The sequence below is a fragment of the Bacteroidota bacterium genome (genome assembly GCA_016718825.1).
GTDB lineage: Bacteria > Bacteroidota > Bacteroidia > J057 > JADKCL01 > JADKCL01.
Map to the genome: position 1 here is coordinate 106,168 of JADKCL010000010.1, position 17,044 is coordinate 123,211.

14 protein-coding genes are annotated in these 17,044 nt (G+C 49.2%); 9 read left to right on the forward strand and 5 right to left on the reverse strand.

Annotation, left to right across the window (positions count from 1 at the left end):
* The 5 genes from IPN95_13465 to IPN95_13485 all read left to right on the forward strand — a co-directional run bounded on the left by IPN95_13465 (position 1) and on the right by IPN95_13485 (position 5,563).
* Entirely contained in the window at positions 1-1,560 is a 1,560-nt protein-coding gene (locus tag IPN95_13465) for a hypothetical protein (protein ID MBK9450387.1), read from the forward strand.
* A gap of 186 nt (positions 1,561-1,746) precedes the next feature.
* Positions 1,747-2,169: a hypothetical protein gene (locus tag IPN95_13470; protein MBK9450388.1), complete on the forward strand. Its 423-nt coding sequence runs from the start codon at positions 1,747-1,749 to the stop codon at positions 2,167-2,169.
* 178 nt (positions 2,170-2,347) lie between these two features.
* Entirely contained in the window at positions 2,348-3,664 is a 1,317-nt protein-coding gene (locus IPN95_13475) for an AAA family ATPase (GenBank protein ID MBK9450389.1), read from the forward strand.
* A 2-nt stretch (positions 3,665-3,666) separates the two neighbouring features.
* Positions 3,667-4,278 carry a hypothetical protein gene (locus tag IPN95_13480; GenBank protein MBK9450390.1) on the forward strand — a complete coding sequence of 204 codons (612 nt, stop codon included), beginning with the start codon at positions 3,667-3,669 and terminating at the stop codon, positions 4,276-4,278.
* 142 nt (positions 4,279-4,420) lie between these two features.
* Positions 4,421-5,563 carry a hypothetical protein gene (locus tag IPN95_13485; GenBank protein MBK9450391.1) on the forward strand — a complete coding sequence of 381 codons (1,143 nt, stop codon included), beginning with the start codon at positions 4,421-4,423 and terminating at the stop codon, positions 5,561-5,563.
* Here the strand turns inward: IPN95_13485 and IPN95_13490 are convergent.
* From IPN95_13490 to IPN95_13505, 4 genes are all read right to left on the reverse strand, one after another.
* Positions 5,560-6,741 (reverse strand): acyl-CoA dehydrogenase family protein, encoded by a 1,182-nt coding sequence (locus tag IPN95_13490; GenBank protein MBK9450392.1) that lies wholly within the window; start codon positions 6,739-6,741, stop codon positions 5,560-5,562. The two genes, IPN95_13485 and IPN95_13490, sit on opposite strands and share 4 nt — an antisense overlap.
* Positions 6,742-6,890: 149 nt before the next feature.
* The gene (locus IPN95_13495; GenBank protein MBK9450393.1) at positions 6,891-8,141 is read right to left on the reverse strand and encodes an imidazolonepropionase; all 1,251 of its coding nucleotides are present in this window, start codon (positions 8,139-8,141) and stop codon (positions 6,891-6,893) included.
* A gap of 104 nt (positions 8,142-8,245) precedes the next feature.
* Positions 8,246-9,253 (reverse strand): MCE family protein, encoded by a 1,008-nt coding sequence (locus IPN95_13500; protein ID MBK9450394.1) that lies wholly within the window; start codon positions 9,251-9,253, stop codon positions 8,246-8,248.
* A 201-nt stretch (positions 9,254-9,454) separates the two neighbouring features.
* Positions 9,455-10,276, reverse strand: a complete 822-nt coding sequence (locus tag IPN95_13505) for an N-acetylmuramoyl-L-alanine amidase (protein ID MBK9450395.1) — start codon at positions 10,274-10,276, stop codon at positions 9,455-9,457.
* Between the two features lie 112 nt (positions 10,277-10,388).
* On the opposite strand from IPN95_13505, the gene IPN95_13510 reads away from it, so the two are divergent.
* Together IPN95_13510 and IPN95_13515 are read left to right on the forward strand one after the other, a co-directional pair.
* Positions 10,389-12,587, forward strand: coding sequence for an LPS-assembly protein LptD (locus tag IPN95_13510; GenBank protein ID MBK9450396.1), 2,199 nt, complete (start codon positions 10,389-10,391; stop codon positions 12,585-12,587).
* Positions 12,551-13,027 carry a hypothetical protein gene (locus IPN95_13515; GenBank protein ID MBK9450397.1) on the forward strand — a complete coding sequence of 159 codons (477 nt, stop codon included), beginning with the start codon at positions 12,551-12,553 and terminating at the stop codon, positions 13,025-13,027. The genes IPN95_13510 and IPN95_13515 overlap by 37 nt, the downstream gene beginning before the upstream one ends.
* Here the strand turns inward: IPN95_13515 and folK are convergent, their stop codons facing one another.
* A complete protein-coding gene (gene folK / locus IPN95_13520) occupies positions 13,028-13,555 on the reverse strand; it encodes a 2-amino-4-hydroxy-6-hydroxymethyldihydropteridine diphosphokinase (protein ID MBK9450398.1) in 528 nt (175 codons plus the stop codon). It lies immediately after the preceding gene.
* A 268-nt stretch (positions 13,556-13,823) separates the two neighbouring features.
* Between folK and IPN95_13525 the strand changes: the two genes are divergently transcribed.
* Both IPN95_13525 and IPN95_13530 read left to right on the forward strand, forming a co-directional pair.
* Positions 13,824-14,807, forward strand: coding sequence for a M23 family metallopeptidase (locus IPN95_13525; GenBank protein MBK9450399.1), 984 nt, complete (start codon positions 13,824-13,826; stop codon positions 14,805-14,807).
* Between the two features lie 496 nt (positions 14,808-15,303).
* Positions 15,304-17,037 (forward strand): PHP domain-containing protein, encoded by a 1,734-nt coding sequence (locus IPN95_13530; GenBank protein MBK9450400.1) that lies wholly within the window; start codon positions 15,304-15,306, stop codon positions 17,035-17,037.
* The last annotated feature ends 7 nt before the right edge of the window (positions 17,038-17,044 follow it).

The window sequence follows — 17,044 nt, forward strand, 5'->3', positions numbered from 1 at the left end:
ATGAAAACTGGAATGTTTTTCCTTTGCCTGTTCGTTTTGAGTGTTTTTGCGCCTGTTTCGGGCCAAACCACCATTGATACTCCGATCCGTTTCAGTCATGTGAACCGCGACAGGGATGCAATGGGGAAACTGTACCGGGAGATGTTCCTTCCGGCAAGCCAACATCCTCAGGGATGGACCGAACCGGGGAATTGCCAACCGGGCAAACTGAGCGCTGCCACTTTGAAGGCGCGCCTCACCGAAATCAACTATTTCCGAAAAATGGCGGGTTTGAAGCCTGTTTCCCTTGATCCGGACTACAACCAAAAAGCCCAGGCCGCAGCTTATTTGATGTTCAAAAACGGGTCACTGAGCCACAATCCGCCGACTTCATGGAAGTGCTATACGAAAGATGCTGCTGCGGGTGCCGGCTCCTCCAACTTGGGTTTCGGCGGCGGACTCGACTCCTATATATATGACCAAGGCAGCAGCAACCAAAGTTGCGGCCACCGCATGTGGATCCTGAGAGGAAGGGCAAAAACCTTCGGATATGGCGGTACTGAAGCCACTGACGCGATTTATGTCTTTGGAGATACGGAAGATTACGATTCGCTGCCTCAATACGTCGCTTGGCCGCCTGCAGGATTCATTCCCTCCGAAATCCTGAGCGACCGTTGGACTTTTTCGCTGCCAAGCGAGTCCGCTGACTATTCCAAGGCAACCGCGACCCTTACGCTCAATGGAAAACCCGTTGCGCTCAACTTCACGCAATCAACGGGCTACGGCGATGGCGGCATGTCCTTCGAAATCGCCAATTGGTACGAAATGGAAAAGGAAATGCTGAATCAGAAGGTGAAAGTGCAAATCAAAGGCGTGAAAGTCGGCGCAGAAATGCGCTCTTACACTTATGAGGTTGCACCCTTTGAAGCAGATACCGAGCCAACCTATGTCACTTACGACAACGATGTGGAGGGCCTTCGTGTGGAAGCCTACAGTGATGAAAACGATGGAGAATCAAAAAATGAGGCTGATGCAGAAGAAACCGAGGTTGAAAAACCATTCGCAGAAATGCGCCTAGGTACCATCGATGAATTGAGCAATTCGCGGGAATTGGCCGAATTGACGGTTGCCAAATTGCAAAGCCTGATTGCCCGGGACATCGTGATGGACCCTGCCTTCTGCAAATTCGCGGCAAAGGTTTCAGCGCTGCGCAAGGAAAAGAACCCCGATCCGATCAAAGTGAATGAATGGGCAACCGGAAAAATCAAGGCCTATCTCGCTGGAAAAGCCGGATTGGATGAAGCGCAAGCACTCTCAGCAGCCGCGCCGAAGTTCATGCTGTTGGAAATCACCAAACTTGTTCCGCTCAACGGCGCAGAGACCTTTGAGGAAATCACTGCCGAATTTGCCAAGAAATTTGCGGCCAATCCTGAGCTGAAAGCCTTTGCGCTCAAGTACAAACGCATTCGGCAATGCGGGTTTGGGCTTGCTTGCAAGCCTGTGAAACGCGATGGACGTGCGTATGCGGGCGTGTATGCAACGGTGGTGTTGGCCCCTGCGGGTCTGCGCACGAGCAGTTAACACAGCCAAAAACGAAGGCACAACCCAAGAAAGCGGCTTCTACACGGCCTTTTCTTGGGTTGCTTTTTTTGGGGTGCATTTGAGGTTTGTCAGCACGTGGCCTGAGGTACGTCATTTCCTCAAAACCAGCGCCTTGACAATTTTGAAGGATCGCTTTGATCTTCAAATCAAGGTTCGAATTCACCAATGAAATCAGAAAAATCCCTTCGAATTCTGGCCATTGTGCTCATGATCTTGACTGCAATCGGGGCCTTGCCCGCCGGATACAGTTTCATCGCCGACCCTTCCGGTGCCGGAATGGGTGCCACCGTTGCCGTTTTGCAGCATTCGCCCTTCTCAGACTTCCTGATTCCGGGTATCACTCTGTTTGTTTGCAACGGCATATTGAACCTCCTCGCCGCGGGGCTTTCGATTGGAAAGGTGAAACACTATCCCTACTTGATTTTCGCCCAAGGCAGCATCCTTTTTGGTTGGATCAGCTTTCAAGTGGCCTTTTTGCAGCTGTTCAATTGGTACCATTTGGTTTTTGGAAGTATTGGGCTCGTATTGATGGCGATTGGTTGGATTTTGCTCAGAAGAAATTGGAAACGAACCGCTTCAAGAAATTGAAGGAGGGGTGATCTGGCATTCTGACCGGGATCATCGAGGTGCAACAAAGATGAAAGCAGTGCTTGTATGCGAATCGAGGAATTACATTGACGATCAATGGTTTGCATATAACGAGCTACAAACGTTAGTTTAGTTGGCGTCTGATTGATTTCGATCAATAATGCTATCTTTGTTCACAGTGAAAAGTACAGAAATGGAAGATTTGAGAATCAGAAGGCTGGTTTTGGACAAAGTCGGGGTTTTTGAGCATCTAGATTTGGAGTTCAAGGAAAGCCCTGCTAAGGACAAAGCTGAGATTCATATTTTCGTCGGGGAGAATGGGACCGGTAAGACGACGCTGTTGGAGGCTATGACGTGTTTTGAGGGATGGTATGGGCGAACTACGGACAAGGACGGAAACATCTTGTATAATCGTCAATCTAACTGGCGTATTGAGCAAAAGATGGCAAAATCGAATTCTTGCTTCTCGATTGATTTTGGAGGCCACACCGTCGGCAAAACCAATGATCAAAAAGGTGAAACTTCATTCTTAAATCCACTTGATGATTTTTTCTCGAAATACTTTTCTGGTTCCTTGACAAAAGCGGAGAATGGCTCATATCTTTTTTTTGCCTACAATGCTTCCCGATTTCTGAAAACTGCATTTGCGAAACCTGGCCGCGACTTTTACGATCAGCGGCTTCTGGCCGAGGGCATTTCTTGGGACAAAGAATCGGTTAACGAGGCGCTTTTCCAATGGGTTATGGATTGCGATACCAAGGCAGCATTTGCCATTCGTCGCAATGCAAAGGAAGAAGCTCTGAAGTATGAGGCCGAATTGAAAAAAGTCAACGAGACGATCTCAAGGATTCTTGGAAGATCGGTTGGATTTGCGATTGATGAAAAAAACCTTGGCGTACGAATCAAAGTTCAAGACGAAATGACCGATGCAGAAGGTTTAGCGCTGGGCTATCAATCGCTGATCGGATGGCTGGCAGACCTAATTTATCGCCTAAGCCAATTTCCCGATTCGTTGAACTCACGGTTCACCCTCTTTCTGGACGAAATAGACATCCACCTGCACCCCAAAGCACAACGCCGCATTCTGCCGGTCATTCAACAGCTCTTCCCAAAGGCGCAGATCTTTATCACGACGCATTCACCATTTGTGATCGGTTCTGTCGATGATGCTTGGGTATACAAGTTCAAATTGGATGAAAACGGCCATTCCGTTTTCGATGGCGAGCCTAGACGTTCTGAAGATGCCCAAAGTTACCGCACCATTTTGGAGGAGGTGTTTGATATTAAAGAGGAGTTTGGCATCGAGGCCCAGACACAGCTTGATGAATTCTATCAACTTCGCCAAGAGGTACTCAAGGGCTCTACTGACTCTACTTGGCTAACCTTCAACAAATTGGGAATGAAACTAGCGAGCCAGAGTCCAGAAATGCACAGCTATGTGAGTCTCGAACTAAGACAAGCTGCGCGAATCCTTAATCGACAACTTATTCACTAGGAATGCTTCCCTTCAAACGTCCTGACGAACCAACTTATCTCAAAGAGAACTGGCAAAAGTGGGGAGATGCCTATGCTACGCGCCGTACAATCGATGCCGGTGCTCGTTTTCAGTGGCCCCAACTCGACCACGAAAAAATCAATAAGCCATTGAGTGAACTATTAAGTTCTGCCTCTCAGGAACATTGCGCCTATTGCGACTCTCATCCCCTTGGAAAGTGGGAGAATTCGATCGACCATTTCCGTCCAAAATCGATTCCTGAATTCTACCTTCTGGTGTGCAAATGGGAAAACCTCTATTTCTCATGTCCCAATTGCCAAGGATTCAAAAAGGAAAAATGGAGTGATGCCCCTAGATTGATCGCCCCAGACGAGGAGGGCTATTCCTTCGAACGATTTTTCATCATCGATTTCAGTACTTGGCAGATCGAACCAAACCCAAAGGCATCCGAATTTGACCAACAGCGCGCCACCTATACGATCACGACCCTTGGACTGCGTGATAGCAAACATGTCAAGGGAAGGAAGAGCAATTGGGAATTGTACGACTTGAAATCGAGAGTAGGCGAACCGTACGTGATTGACGACTTCGCCTATCGCTACATGCTCGCATGACCCAAGCGATTCGTGAAATTCGAAGTTGATCAGAGATCCATGATGATCAACATCACCGCAGCTTCGCAACCCGAGCAAGGACCCAGCCGTTTAGTCTCGATAAATTTTCAATTTACTCGGATGTACTTTCGTATATTCAGCCATGCAGAAGCCCCGTTTTCAAAAAAATCGACTTTCTTTGGGCAATTGGCTCAAGCTTCTACTTGGTTACTCATTTTTCTTGGTAGTGCATACAAACCTCTCCTTCGCCCAAACTGAGGATGCTCCGCCCCAAGGGATCAGGTGGAAGCTGATTTCCGAAAAGCAACTACCACTTCGTATTGATACAATTCGAAACCTGAGTTCACTCTATTTGAAGGACCCCAAAACCTATCTACCAGCGACATCACTCTTTTCATGGCCTTCCATGGACAGCCTCTTGCCTCAAAAACTCTCCAACGGCGAACCAGTCAACGTGATCGGACGGGCAGTAGATTATACCGAACAAATCTTCGAAGTGGTGCGTTCAGACAGCACAACCTACACCTACCCTACCGGGAAGTACATCAATTGGCTTCGAATTGCGCACTCAGATAGAAACCTCTGGGTCAGGGAAATGGACATCGCAGTGCAAACTCTGGAAGCAGACAGTTCTCGTTTTTTTCTAGTACCAGAAATTTCAGGTCGGAAATTTAACCGTAGTACAAACTGGCGATTGGAAAAATATGACCTTCCATCGCAATCAAAATTATGGGAGTTTTCTCTCCCTAGGGTCGGATACGACATTGAAATTTTGCCTGCATATGGATTGAGAAATGTGGAAAATATCGTTTCAATCCACTATTATTCGAGACAGTGTGGTGGCGGAGGAACAGAAATCATCGTCCTTGACCTTGGCTCCAAGCCGTACCCATTACAATACGGGGGCTATGACGGGGAGGGGTTTTTACCGCGTTCATTTTCAAATTGGCATCTTCCAGCTCTGCACCAAGCAAACTCAGATTCACTGTCATCCTGCCCTTCCCTCTATTTTGATACGGAAAAAATTGCCATCCCCAATTCACTGAGGCGTACAAAGAATCATATTCTAGCCTTCGAAGAGGTGCGCGACACCTTGCTGCTTGACAGCAGTGAAAACTTACCATTCACAAACCCGTCAGGAATGTGGCTCTGGAAAAGCCAGACAACTACTACATACGGCAAATGGAACGGACATCGACTTCGAACTGTTCTTGTAGATATTCGAACAGAGTTTTTGCCTCAAGAGCCTGATTTAATGCGTTTTATTGAATTTTATCAAGACTAGCGAAACGCCGAGATTCCAGTGATGTCCATGCCCGTGATGAGCAAGTGGATGTCGTGGGTGCCTTCGTAGGTGATGACCGTTTCGAGGTTCATCATGTGGCGCATGATCGGGTATTCGCCGGTGATGCCCATGCCGCCAAACATTTGACGAGCTTCGCGGGCGACGGTCAAGGCCATCATCACGTTGTTGCGCTTGGCCATCGAAATCATCGCACTTGTCGCCTTGTGCTCATTTTTGAGTTGGCCGAGGCGGTATGTGAGGAGCTGTGCCTTGGTGATCTCGGTGATCATTTCGGCGAGTTTCTTTTGCTGCAATTGGAAGCTCGCGATCGGCTTGTCAAATTGAATGCGTTCCTTGGAATACTTCAATGCGCTGTCGTAGCAGGCCATGGCCGCGCCAATCGCGCCCCAAGCAATCCCGTAACGGGCGCTGTCCAGACAGCTCATCGGTCCTTTTAGGCCGCGTACGTCGGGGAAAAGATTCGCCTTGGGCACACGGACATTGTCGAATACCAATTCGCCGGTCGTCGATGCGCGGAGCGACCACTTGTTGTGGATTTCAGGGGTGCTGAAGCCTTCCATGCCGCGCTCCACGATCAATCCGCGGATTTTGCCCTGCTCGTCCTTGGCCCAGACCACCGCAATGTCGGCAAATGGCGAATTGCTGATCCAGGTTTTGGCACCGTTCAAGATCACGAAGTCGCCATCTTCCTTGAAGTGGGTCGTCATGCCGCCGGGGTTGCTCCCGTGATCGGGTTCGGTCAAGCCGAAACAGCCCATCATTTCGCCAGAAGCCAGCTTTGGAAGGTATTTGCGGCGATGTTCCTCGGTTCCGTAGCGGTAAATCGGGTACATCACCAACGATCCTTGGACTGAAACCATCGACCGAAGTCCGGAGTCCGCGCGCTCGACTTCCTGCATGATCACGCCGTAGGCGATTTCATCCAATCCGGCGCAGCCGTATTCCTTTGGCAATGAGGGCCCAAAGATGCCCAAGGCTCCGATTTCGGGAATCAAATGGGTCGGACATTTGCAATTCTGCGCCCATTCTTCAATGTCGGGCATAACTTTGGCGTCGATAAAATCGCGCACCGCACCACGGATCATTTTCAGTTCTTCGCTGAAAAGGTCGTCGAGGAGATAATAATCAGGGGCTGTATAAGGAGTTACTGCTGCCATTGCATTTTCTTATTTGAGCGGCAAAGTTAATCGGGAATTGAGAATGGAAAATGGAAAATTGAGAATGATTTGTTCAATGTACTTCTCCTTCATTGAAATTTCAATCTAGACTTCTTACTGTTCACTTTTCACTAATCACTTTTCACTTCTCACTCCTCCCCCACTTCCTTCCCATTGATGATCACAGTTTCAACCTGATCGCGGCAATAGTAATAAGGTAGCGCAGCAAGGCTTTCCATCGGGGCCGTAATGACGAAGTCGGCGCGCTTTCCGGGTTCAATGCTGCCGATTTCGTGGCTCATGCCGAGGGCTGCGGCACCATTTAATGTGATGGCTGCCAACGCTTCTTCGGGCAACAACCGCATTTTGGTGCAGGCAAGGCTCATCATGAACTGCATGTTTCCACCCGGGCTGCTGCCGGGATTGAAATCGCTGGCAATGCAGACCGGAAGGCCTTCGTCGATCATTTGACGTGCCGGCGCAAAGGGGATTCCCAAGAAAAATGAACAACCAGGCAGAACCGTCGGAATCGTTTGGCAGCGCAGAAGTGCCTTGATTTCGTCTGCGCCGATGCATTCAAGGTGGTCGACACTCAAGGCATTGTTGGCGACACCGACCTGCACCCCACCCGAATTGGCGAGTTCGTTGGCGTGGATTTTGGCGCGGAGGCCGTATTTGGCGCCGGCTTGAATGATGCGGGCCGTTTCTTCAACTGTGAAATAGCCTTTGTCGCAGAATACATCAATGAAATCGGCCAATTTTTCTTCCGCGACGCGCGGCAGCATTTCATTGACCACCAAATCGACGTAGCCGGTTTGGTTACCTTTGAATTCGGCGGGGACTGCATGCGCGCCGAGAAAAGTGGTGCGAATGCGAATCGGACACCACTGCGAAATGCGTTTGGCAACACGCAGCATCTTCAATTCGTCTTCGATTGTCAAGCCGTAGCCGCTTTTGATCTCGACCGTCGTCGTGCCCCAAGACAGGATTTCCCAGGCACGTGCCACCGCAGATTCCAGCAATTGCTCCTCCGACATTTCGCGGAGGCGCTTGGCGCTGTTGAGGATGCCACCGCCGCGGGCGGCAATGTCTTCGTAGCTCAAGCCTTTGATGCGGTCGACATATTCCGTTTCCCGACCCTTGGCAAAGACAAGATGCGTATGGCTGTCGACAAATCCAGGAAGGACCAATCGATCCTCACAGTCAATGATTTCGTCGGCCTCCTGGAAAGTACTTGTGATATGATCCATTCGCCCGACAGATCGAATCAAACCATTCTCGACGTAGACATAGGCATTTTCGATCATGCTCGAGTCAGCCATTTCGAAACCGGATTTCTTCAATTCGCCGCGATTGGCGACACAATGCAGCTGATGGATATTTAATAGAAGTAATGTCATGCCTCAAAACTAAGCAGAATGGCGAATTGAGAATGGAAAATTGAAAATGTAAAATGCAGAATGGCGTCATTCTCCATTCTGCATTCTCCATTCTACATTAGAAATTATTTGCCTTTTTGTGCTTTGCGGCTTTCCTTCATGAGGCGTGCACGCTCCTTGCCTTCGGGGTCGCCGAGGCTCACGCGCAGGTTCACGGGAATGCGGGGTTCGCCTTGGAAATGCTCTAACAGCGAGTCCAATCGTGCCGAATTGCTATTCAGGTTGTTGTAGAGCTTGTCGTCTTTGAGCAGCATGCCCAAGGTGCCTTTGCCGCTTTCAACATCGGTCATAAGACCGTTGATGTTTTGGATCATGGAGGAGCTTTGCTCGGCGATCATTTTGACCGATCCGGCAGCGGAGGCCAAGGAATCGGTGAATTTGGCCGTATTTTCCATCACGCGGGTGATGGTCTCATTCTGATTTTTAATGTTCTTGACGATCTTGTTGGCGTTGCCGGCCACGGCCTGAAAGGTACCCATCAGCGTGTCGACGCGGTAGCTTGCGCGTGAAAAGTTGCGGCTCGTGCTCACGAAATCGTCCAGGATTTTGTCGACTTTGTTGCCGGCACTTTCGTCCATGGTATTGTTGAGCCATCCGACGAATTGCTCCAAGTTCTTGATCAGACCTGCGACATCGTCCTTGATCGGCAGAATTTCGTCTTCGATTCGCTCCTCCAAAGATTGCTCGACTTCACCGACCAAAGTTCCGCCATTTTCAACGATTTGGGGTTTGGTGCCACGCTCGATCCGGATAGCTTTGGATCCCAACAAGTCTGCATTCGCAATGATCGCCTTTGAATCGTAAGGAATTTCAAGGCCTTTGTCGAGCGAAAACCGGACTTCGATCTTGCCCGTGCTTTTGTTGATGTCGATGTTCTTGACCTGACCAACGCGGAAACCGTTGTAAAGCACCGGGTTGCCCGTTCCCAGTCCGGCGATGTTGTCGTAGTAGGATTTCAATTCGAATCCGCTCACAAAGATTTTTTCTCCTTTGAGTAGATTAAATCCGAGGATGAGCAGCGTGACAGCCACCGCCGCCAAAATCCCGACCTTGGTCTCGTTGTTCAGCTTCAAAATAGCAGAGGTTAAAACATTAATTCCGTCGTTAAAGCTAACGAAAAAACCGATGTGGAAAGAATGTCCCACACAAAAGGCTAGATACCCTCAAATGCTAAATGGTTGCTTTACAGCGGAATTCGTTTTTTCGGATGGAAGAAAAAAATTGAAAGATCTCCTCCAATCAGTCCCAAACGACCGCTCCAAGCGCCTTGCGGTCTATTTGTCTCCGCCTGAAGCTTCGCCTTTGATGCCCGTTATTTCGGCGTTGTAATCCCTCACGGCGCGGTAAATGGCACTTGCCATGAAGCTTTTGCCATTCTCCGAATTGAGAAAGGTCTCCTCGTCTTTGTTGGAAATGAATCCGGTTTCGATGAGGATCGCGGGCTTGCTCGCGCGCCACAACACGAGATAACCGGCCTGTTTGACCCCACGGTCGCGGCGCCCGACGCGGTTGGCGAATTGATCTTGCACCTTGAGGGCCATCTTGTTGCTCATTTCAAGGTGAACATTGGTCACGTATTGAAAGAAGATGTAGGCAGGAACCGAGTTGGGATCGAATCCCTCGTAAACTTCCTCATAGTCATCTTCCAACATGATCACCGCGTTTTCCCGCATCACCACGTCCATGTTAGCTTCAGCCTTGTGATTTCCGAGTACATAGGTCTCAGAACCAAAAGCTTCCTTGTTTTTGTTGCTATTGCAATGGATGGAAATGAAGAAGTCGGCTTCGTTTTTCGCGACTTCGCCGGCACGGTTGGAAAGCTCGATGAAGGTATCATCGTCGCGTGTCATGACGACTTTGATCTCCGGCAACTTTTCATTGAGCGTCTTTTTGAGGTCAGTTGCAATGGCCAATGTGATGTCCTTTTCTTTTGCAACCGAACCCAATGCACCCGGATCCTTGCCACCATGCCCCGCATCGATCACGATTGTCCTGATCTTACCGTCGTTGGCAGGTTTGGTCGGCGTGTGGAACGAACTTACCACGAAGCCTGCCATCAGGAGAAGCAACCAATGATACAGCTTGAGTTTTTTCATATAAATAACGAGCGAACCGTTAATTTGGCACAAAATTCGCGATAAAGAGAGAGCTTTTCAATCTATTGATTCCAGAATGCACCGCGTTTTTGTACTTTTTTTCATACATTTTATGCTCCTGCTGTCTTTGTTGACCGTCGGATCATACGCAAACGCGCAGCAAACGGTTCCCACGGACAGCATTGTCGCTCCCGGGGATACAATCAAAAAGGTTGCCAAAAACACCGATCCCAAGTCCGACTCCCTCCAATCGCTGAAATTGGCCGATTTGGAGAAGAAGAGTGACCTCAAAAAGTCGATTACGTACAGCGCAGACGACTACATGGTCCTCGATATGGAGACAAAAACGCTGTATCTCCATAAAAACGGGGCATTGAAGTACGATGAAATGACCCTCGACGCCGACTCTGTTGCTGTCAATTGGGAACTGAATCAGATGTATGCGGATGGATTAGTGGACAGCATGGGACAGAAAAATGGTCGGCCAGCCTTTGCGGAGAATGACCAAAAGTATAGTGCAAATCGAATTGCCTATAATTTCAAGACCAAGCGCGGTCTTGTCACCATGGCACGCACCAAACAAGACGAAAACTATATCATCGGGCAATTTGTCAAGAAGGAGGACGATTCGACCTACTACATCAAGAACGGGCAATTCACCTCCTGCGAATTGGAACATCCACACTACTACATCAAGTCGAGCAGGTTAAAGGTCATTCCACGCAGCAAAATCATCACAGGACCTCTCATGCTTGTGATCGAGGACTTTCCGTTGCCGCTCGTGGTGCCTTTCGGATTTTTTCCCAACCAAACCGGGCACCGGTCGGGGATCGTGATGCCAACCTATGGAGAAAGTGCCGACCGCGGTTTCTTCCTCCGAAATGGGGGTTATTATCTGGCAATCAGCGATCATGTGGACTTGTTGCTGCGGGGTGATATCTTCTCCAAAGGTGGCTATCGCCTGGAAGTTGGCTCGGCCTACAACAAACGATACCGCTACGAAGGAAATTTCCAGGTAGAATATGGGGTGCAGAAATTTGGCGAGAAAGACGACCCTGAAGAATTCCGGAGCGTGCAGTCCAACTTCTGGCTCAAATGGAATCACAATCAAACCATCAATCCGCAGGCAAAATTGACCGCCAATGTGAACGCAGGTTCCTCCGGATTTCTCAATCAGAACTCCTACAATGAGCAGGATTACCTGACGAATACGTTGAAATCAACCATCAACTTCACGCAAAGCTTCGCCAATTCACCTTGGAGACTGAACCTCAACCTGGACCATACCCAAAACACGAATACGAAACAGGTAAGCCTTGACCTCCCGAGCCTTACACTCAACCGTACACGTTTTTTCCCATTCAAGGGCAAAAATGCAACTGGAAGTCCTTGGTACCACAACATCGGCCTGAACTACACGATGAGTGTGAAAAACCAGATTTCCGTACCGGATTCATTGCTTGCAGACATTTTCGGGAATCCGACGGGGAGTGTGACGTATCAGGAGATCAGCAATGGGGATACTTCCCTGGTTTCCAAACCTTCGCTCAGCTTTTTCAACAATGGCATCGGGCAATCGATCCCCATCTCCACACAGTTGAATGTCGCCAAGTACATCAACATCCAACCTAGCTTCAATTACAAGGAGTACTGGTATTTCCGCACGCGGGACTACCATTACCACCCTGACAGCCGCAAGGTTGGCTATACAGATCGCTACGGTTTTGCCGCCGCACGCGATTTTAACTTCTCCGTAAGCACCTCCACCCGGATTTATGGCCTTTTTGGTGGTGGCGGCAAGCGTAAAACAACCGTGCGCCACACGGTACAGCCCAACGTGGGCTATACCTTCAGGCCAGACTTTTCCGATGCCCGTTGGGGATTTTACCAAGAGGTTCAAATTGATTCAACGGGCAAAACAGATCGCTTCAACCGTTTTGCCGGCGGAATCCAAGGTTCTCCAGGTGCAGGAGAGCAACAAGTGGTCAATTTTGGATTTAACAACGTCCTTGAGCTGAAATACAGAACAAAAGTGGATCCGGCAGATACCACCGAAAAGAAAGACCCTTATACACGACTAACCCTGCTGGATGCGTTGAGCTTCAATGGGCGATACAATTTCGCTGCCGAGAAATTTAACCTGGATCCATTTTCGTTTGTTGCGCGCACGAACTTCTTCAACAACAAATTCAATTTCCAATTAAGCGGAAATTTGGATCCCTACGCTGTCAATGATGAAGGACAGCGAATCAATACTTTTCTGCCTGGAACAAGATGGAAGTATCGGCCGAAATCAGTAATCTCAATGTAACTTTTGGAACGACCCTCGCCGCAAAAAAGAGCAAGGTAGCCAAGGCAGCCGATGCAACCCCCGAGGAACTCAGCGACCTCAAGCTCTACCGGGACTTGTACGTTGATTTCAATATTCCGTGGCGCCTCAATCTCTCAGCCAACTTCCTGTACAGCAACACTGGAATCAGGAAGGATACCACCTTTACGATCAACATGTCGGGTGATGTGAACCTCACACCTAAATGGAAAGTCGGCTACACAACGGGCTATGACTTCAAGCAGATGGACTTTTCCTACACGTCCTTGAGTCTCTACCGTGATCTACATTGCTGGGAGATGTCGCTGACGTGGATTCCATTTGGAGACCGGAAGAGCTATAACTTCTCCATCAACGTAAAAAGTGCCACGCTCAAGGATCTGAAATTGACCAAACGCAGGGATTGGCAGGATCGGTTCTGATTAGGAATTGCCGTTTTGGGTGATGTCTTCCGAATCCGGTTGAAATGGTCGAATCGCTTGTCGGTCCTGAATCGGAAGCTCCTCCATCAATTCGGCGACCGTCTTTCCGATCCCAGCGACAAGGAAATTCGGGGCGATTTCAGCCCAAGGGACAAGGACAAAGGCGCGTTGCGCCAACAATGGATGCGGAACGGAGAGTCGTTGGCCGACGATGATTTCGGATCCAAATGCCAAAAGGTCGATGTCAATGACCCGTGGGCCCCAATGCACCGACCGAACCCTACCCAATTGGTTTTCAACCTTCAAGATGATAAAAAGCAATTCTTCGGGCTCCCCGTTGAAGGTGACTTCTACCACGGTATTGAGAAAGGCGGGCTGATCAAGGTTTCCCCATGGAGGAGTTTCATACACCTTCGAAGATTGTACGACCTTGGCTCCTTCGCTTGACAAACGTTCAATTGCCGTTGCCAAGGCAGCCCTCCGATCCCCCAAATTGGAGCCCAATCCAAGAAAAATTCCATTTTCCACGGCACAAAACTAGCAGATTCGATGGCCTTGATGATTGGAGCCCTTCAAAGCAGCGCGCAGGAAACATCGACAGTTATCCACAATTTCCCCGAGCCAAAAATTGATTGAATACTCACAATCAGCAACTTAACAGATACTCTCCACATCAGGATAGTGATTGGACACCCACTTTTGTGGATCATTTGTTGAAAAGTCAGACAAGCTTAATTGCCTTAGAATCGGCAACTTGCGTTCCCCTCAAGGTGAGGTCTATTCTCTAAATCAATTCATGCTCAGGAGAAAACAGATTTACTACTACGATACTGAGACGTGCACGTATCAGCCGCAGAAGTTTTCTTTGGGTTTTTTCCTGAAAAAATCGACTTTCTATTTTCTTTTTGCACTTGTAGCTGCAATCGGCAGCAAGGTCTACTTCGACCTCTACATGGTGCAGTGGAAGTCATCCGATCTGCGCAATGATAACGAGTTGCTGTTGGGCCGATTGAATGACATCAACGGAAAGATTGACCGGTTTGAAAACAACCTCAGCGAGATTTACGAAAAGGACAATGCCCTTTACCTTCCGATTGTTGGGGAACATGTGATTCCACAAAGCCGTTGGAAATCAGGAACGGGTGGCGAGGCGATTTTTGACAAATCCATCAACAATGCAGCCTACAAGACGAATTTGCGCATCAACAACCTTCGTGCCCACTTGTCGATGCTCAATCTGAGCTTGGACAAAGTGCATTCTCGGGCAGATAAATTGGACTCCGAGCTCGGAAATATGCCTTCCATTTTGCCGGTGATGGGTTCGTTGATCAGTGGATTTGGTTACAGGAATCATCCGGTTTCGGGTGCTTCCAAGTTCCATGAGGGACTTGACTTTGCCTGCCCCGTCGGAACGCCGATTTATGCAAGTGGCAATGGCGTCGTTGAAATTGCTGAAACCGGGGAAAGTGGTTACGGTATTTGCCTCAACCTCAACCACAAAAACGGATACAAGTCCAAATACGCGCACCTTTCCAAAATCTCCGTTCGCAACGGACAAGAGGTCAAACGCGGACAATTGATTGCATTGAGTGGAAACACAGGCTTGAGCACAGGCCCACACCTGCACTACGAAGTCAGCTATGAAGAGGTCAAAACAGATCCGATTGACTTCATTTACATGGACCTCCCTCCTACGGAGTACATTCGATTGAAGCTGGACAAAGCTTCCGTGACCAAGGAGGCTGTCAAGGAGAAACTCGTCGCTCCTTCGATGGACTGAAGTTCCAATCCCGACACAAAATTCATTACCCAGAGGCTGAATCGGATGCAAAATCCATTTTTGCTATTCGAATTTGTGCCGGATAGCCGGCGTTAACTACGGTTTTGATCATCAAGGCATCACTGCCCATAATCGAGCCTCACCCCCGAAGATCTCCCTCCCCTATTTTGATTGGCTTCCCTGATGTCGATTCGCCTCGATGTAAACAGGTTGTGCGTCTCCCAAGGCTTTGGTGATGTAACTTGTGGTGTCCTTTTTCCAAAGGCCTTGATTGAGCGAATCAATACCGTCATTTTCATGTGTCTACGCTGTTGCTGCGCAATTGGCTGCGCCGTTTTCCATTCTCCATTTTCCATTTTCAATTCTCCATTCCCATGCAACCTTTTCCCTCCGAATCTCATCTAGGGGTTATCAGTTGGTTGAGCAGACCGTGTCAAAATCGGGTACCATGCTTTGTCGGCTTGAGATTTGCTCTAAATCCTTGGTTTCCTCTTTTATGCATACACTCGATTACAGCGCCAAAATGCCGCGGTTGCAAGTATCTCAGCATCTCCTTGACCGGAAAACGATTTCGGATCGGCTTGAATTGCTCGCTGATTTGACCGAATTGCATTCGGGAGAGGAAATTCAAGCGAATACGATCCGAGCAGCGGCGGCGTCCATTCGTGGAACGCAGGAGCAGTATAACAAGGAATTTCTGACGACAGACTTGGACTCCTTGGTGGATTTGAATCCGGAAATGCGGGTGCTTGCCTCGGAAATCATGGTTACCGGAGATGCCGCCGCATTGCTGGACTTGCTGCAAATCACCCCCAAACCCGTGCTTGCAATGTTGCCGTTACCGGGACTCGGTCCTAAACGACTTCGCACGGTTTGGAAGGAAATGGGGATTTGTGATGCCACAACTTTGCAACATGCTGCCACGGAAAATCGCCTGGTCCACCAAAAGGGATTCGGTCCCAAAACACAAAGCCGGGTACTTCAAAGCCTGTCTCAAGCCCGTGCCAATGCAAAGCATTTCCCCATTCAGGATTTGCGCCCAATTGCCCAACGCCTCGAAGTCGAATTGAAAAACCTGCTGGGGCCAAATGCCAAATTTACCTTTGTAGGGGAATTCAGGCGCGGCCTCACCGTCTGCAATGGCTTGGAGATTCTTGTTGATCCCGATTTTTACCGCGAGATCATCCTGCACATGATCAAGACTCCCGATTATGAAATTTTGACCGCAGGGACTGACCGTGTATTGGCAAAAGTTCGGGATACAGAGATCCATTTCAATTTCATATTTCGGGGGGCAGACTATCATTTGGAATGCTTTCGCAGGTCTGGAAGTGAGGAACATGTAACATTGATCCCGATCGACCAAAACAAGATTTACCGTTCGGAGGCCGAAATCTATGAAGATGCCGGGCTACCCTTGATGCCTGCGGCATTGCGCGAGGGCAAGGAGGAGGTAAAACTGACGCTCAGCCGCAGGTTACCCCAACTCATTCAACAGCAAGACATCAAAGGCCTTTTCCATGCCCACAGCACATACAGCGACGGAAGCGACAGCATTGAGACGATGGCTTTGCGTTGCCGTGAAATGGGAATGGCGTATCTCGGAATCAGCGATCACGGCCCGCTTCATCATGGAAAGTGCCTGACGCCGGAATCCATCTCGGCGCAGCACCGTGAAATCGACCGTCTGAATCAAAAAATGGCTCCATTCCGCATTTTCAAGGGAATTGAAGCGGAAATTCAGGCAGACGGAAGCTTGGGGATGCCCGATCAGTTGCTGGCCACCTTTGATTTTGTCATCGCTTCCATGCACCCCAAGGAAATACTCTCCAAATCCGATGCAACCATCCGCTTGGTCAGGGCAATTCAGAATCCCTACACGACCATGATTGGACATTTGACGGGACGCATGCTGCTCGCCCACGATGGGCAACCCGTTGATGTAGAGGCCATCATCGATGCTTGCGCTGAATATCAAGTGGCATTGGAGCTGAATTGCCATCCAAGCCGGATGGACATTGATTGGCAAATCATTCGCAAAGCCGTGGCGCAAGGAGTTCAGATTGCGATCAACCCCAATGCGCATTCTGCGCTGGCATTGGCTGACTATGAAACAGGCGTGATCGTGGCACGCAAAGGGATGCTGAGCAAAGACTTAGCGGTGAACGCCCAAAATTTGGACGAAGTCGCCGCTTGGCTGGCACAACGCCGTGGAAAGCACTGCGGATGAATTCCTA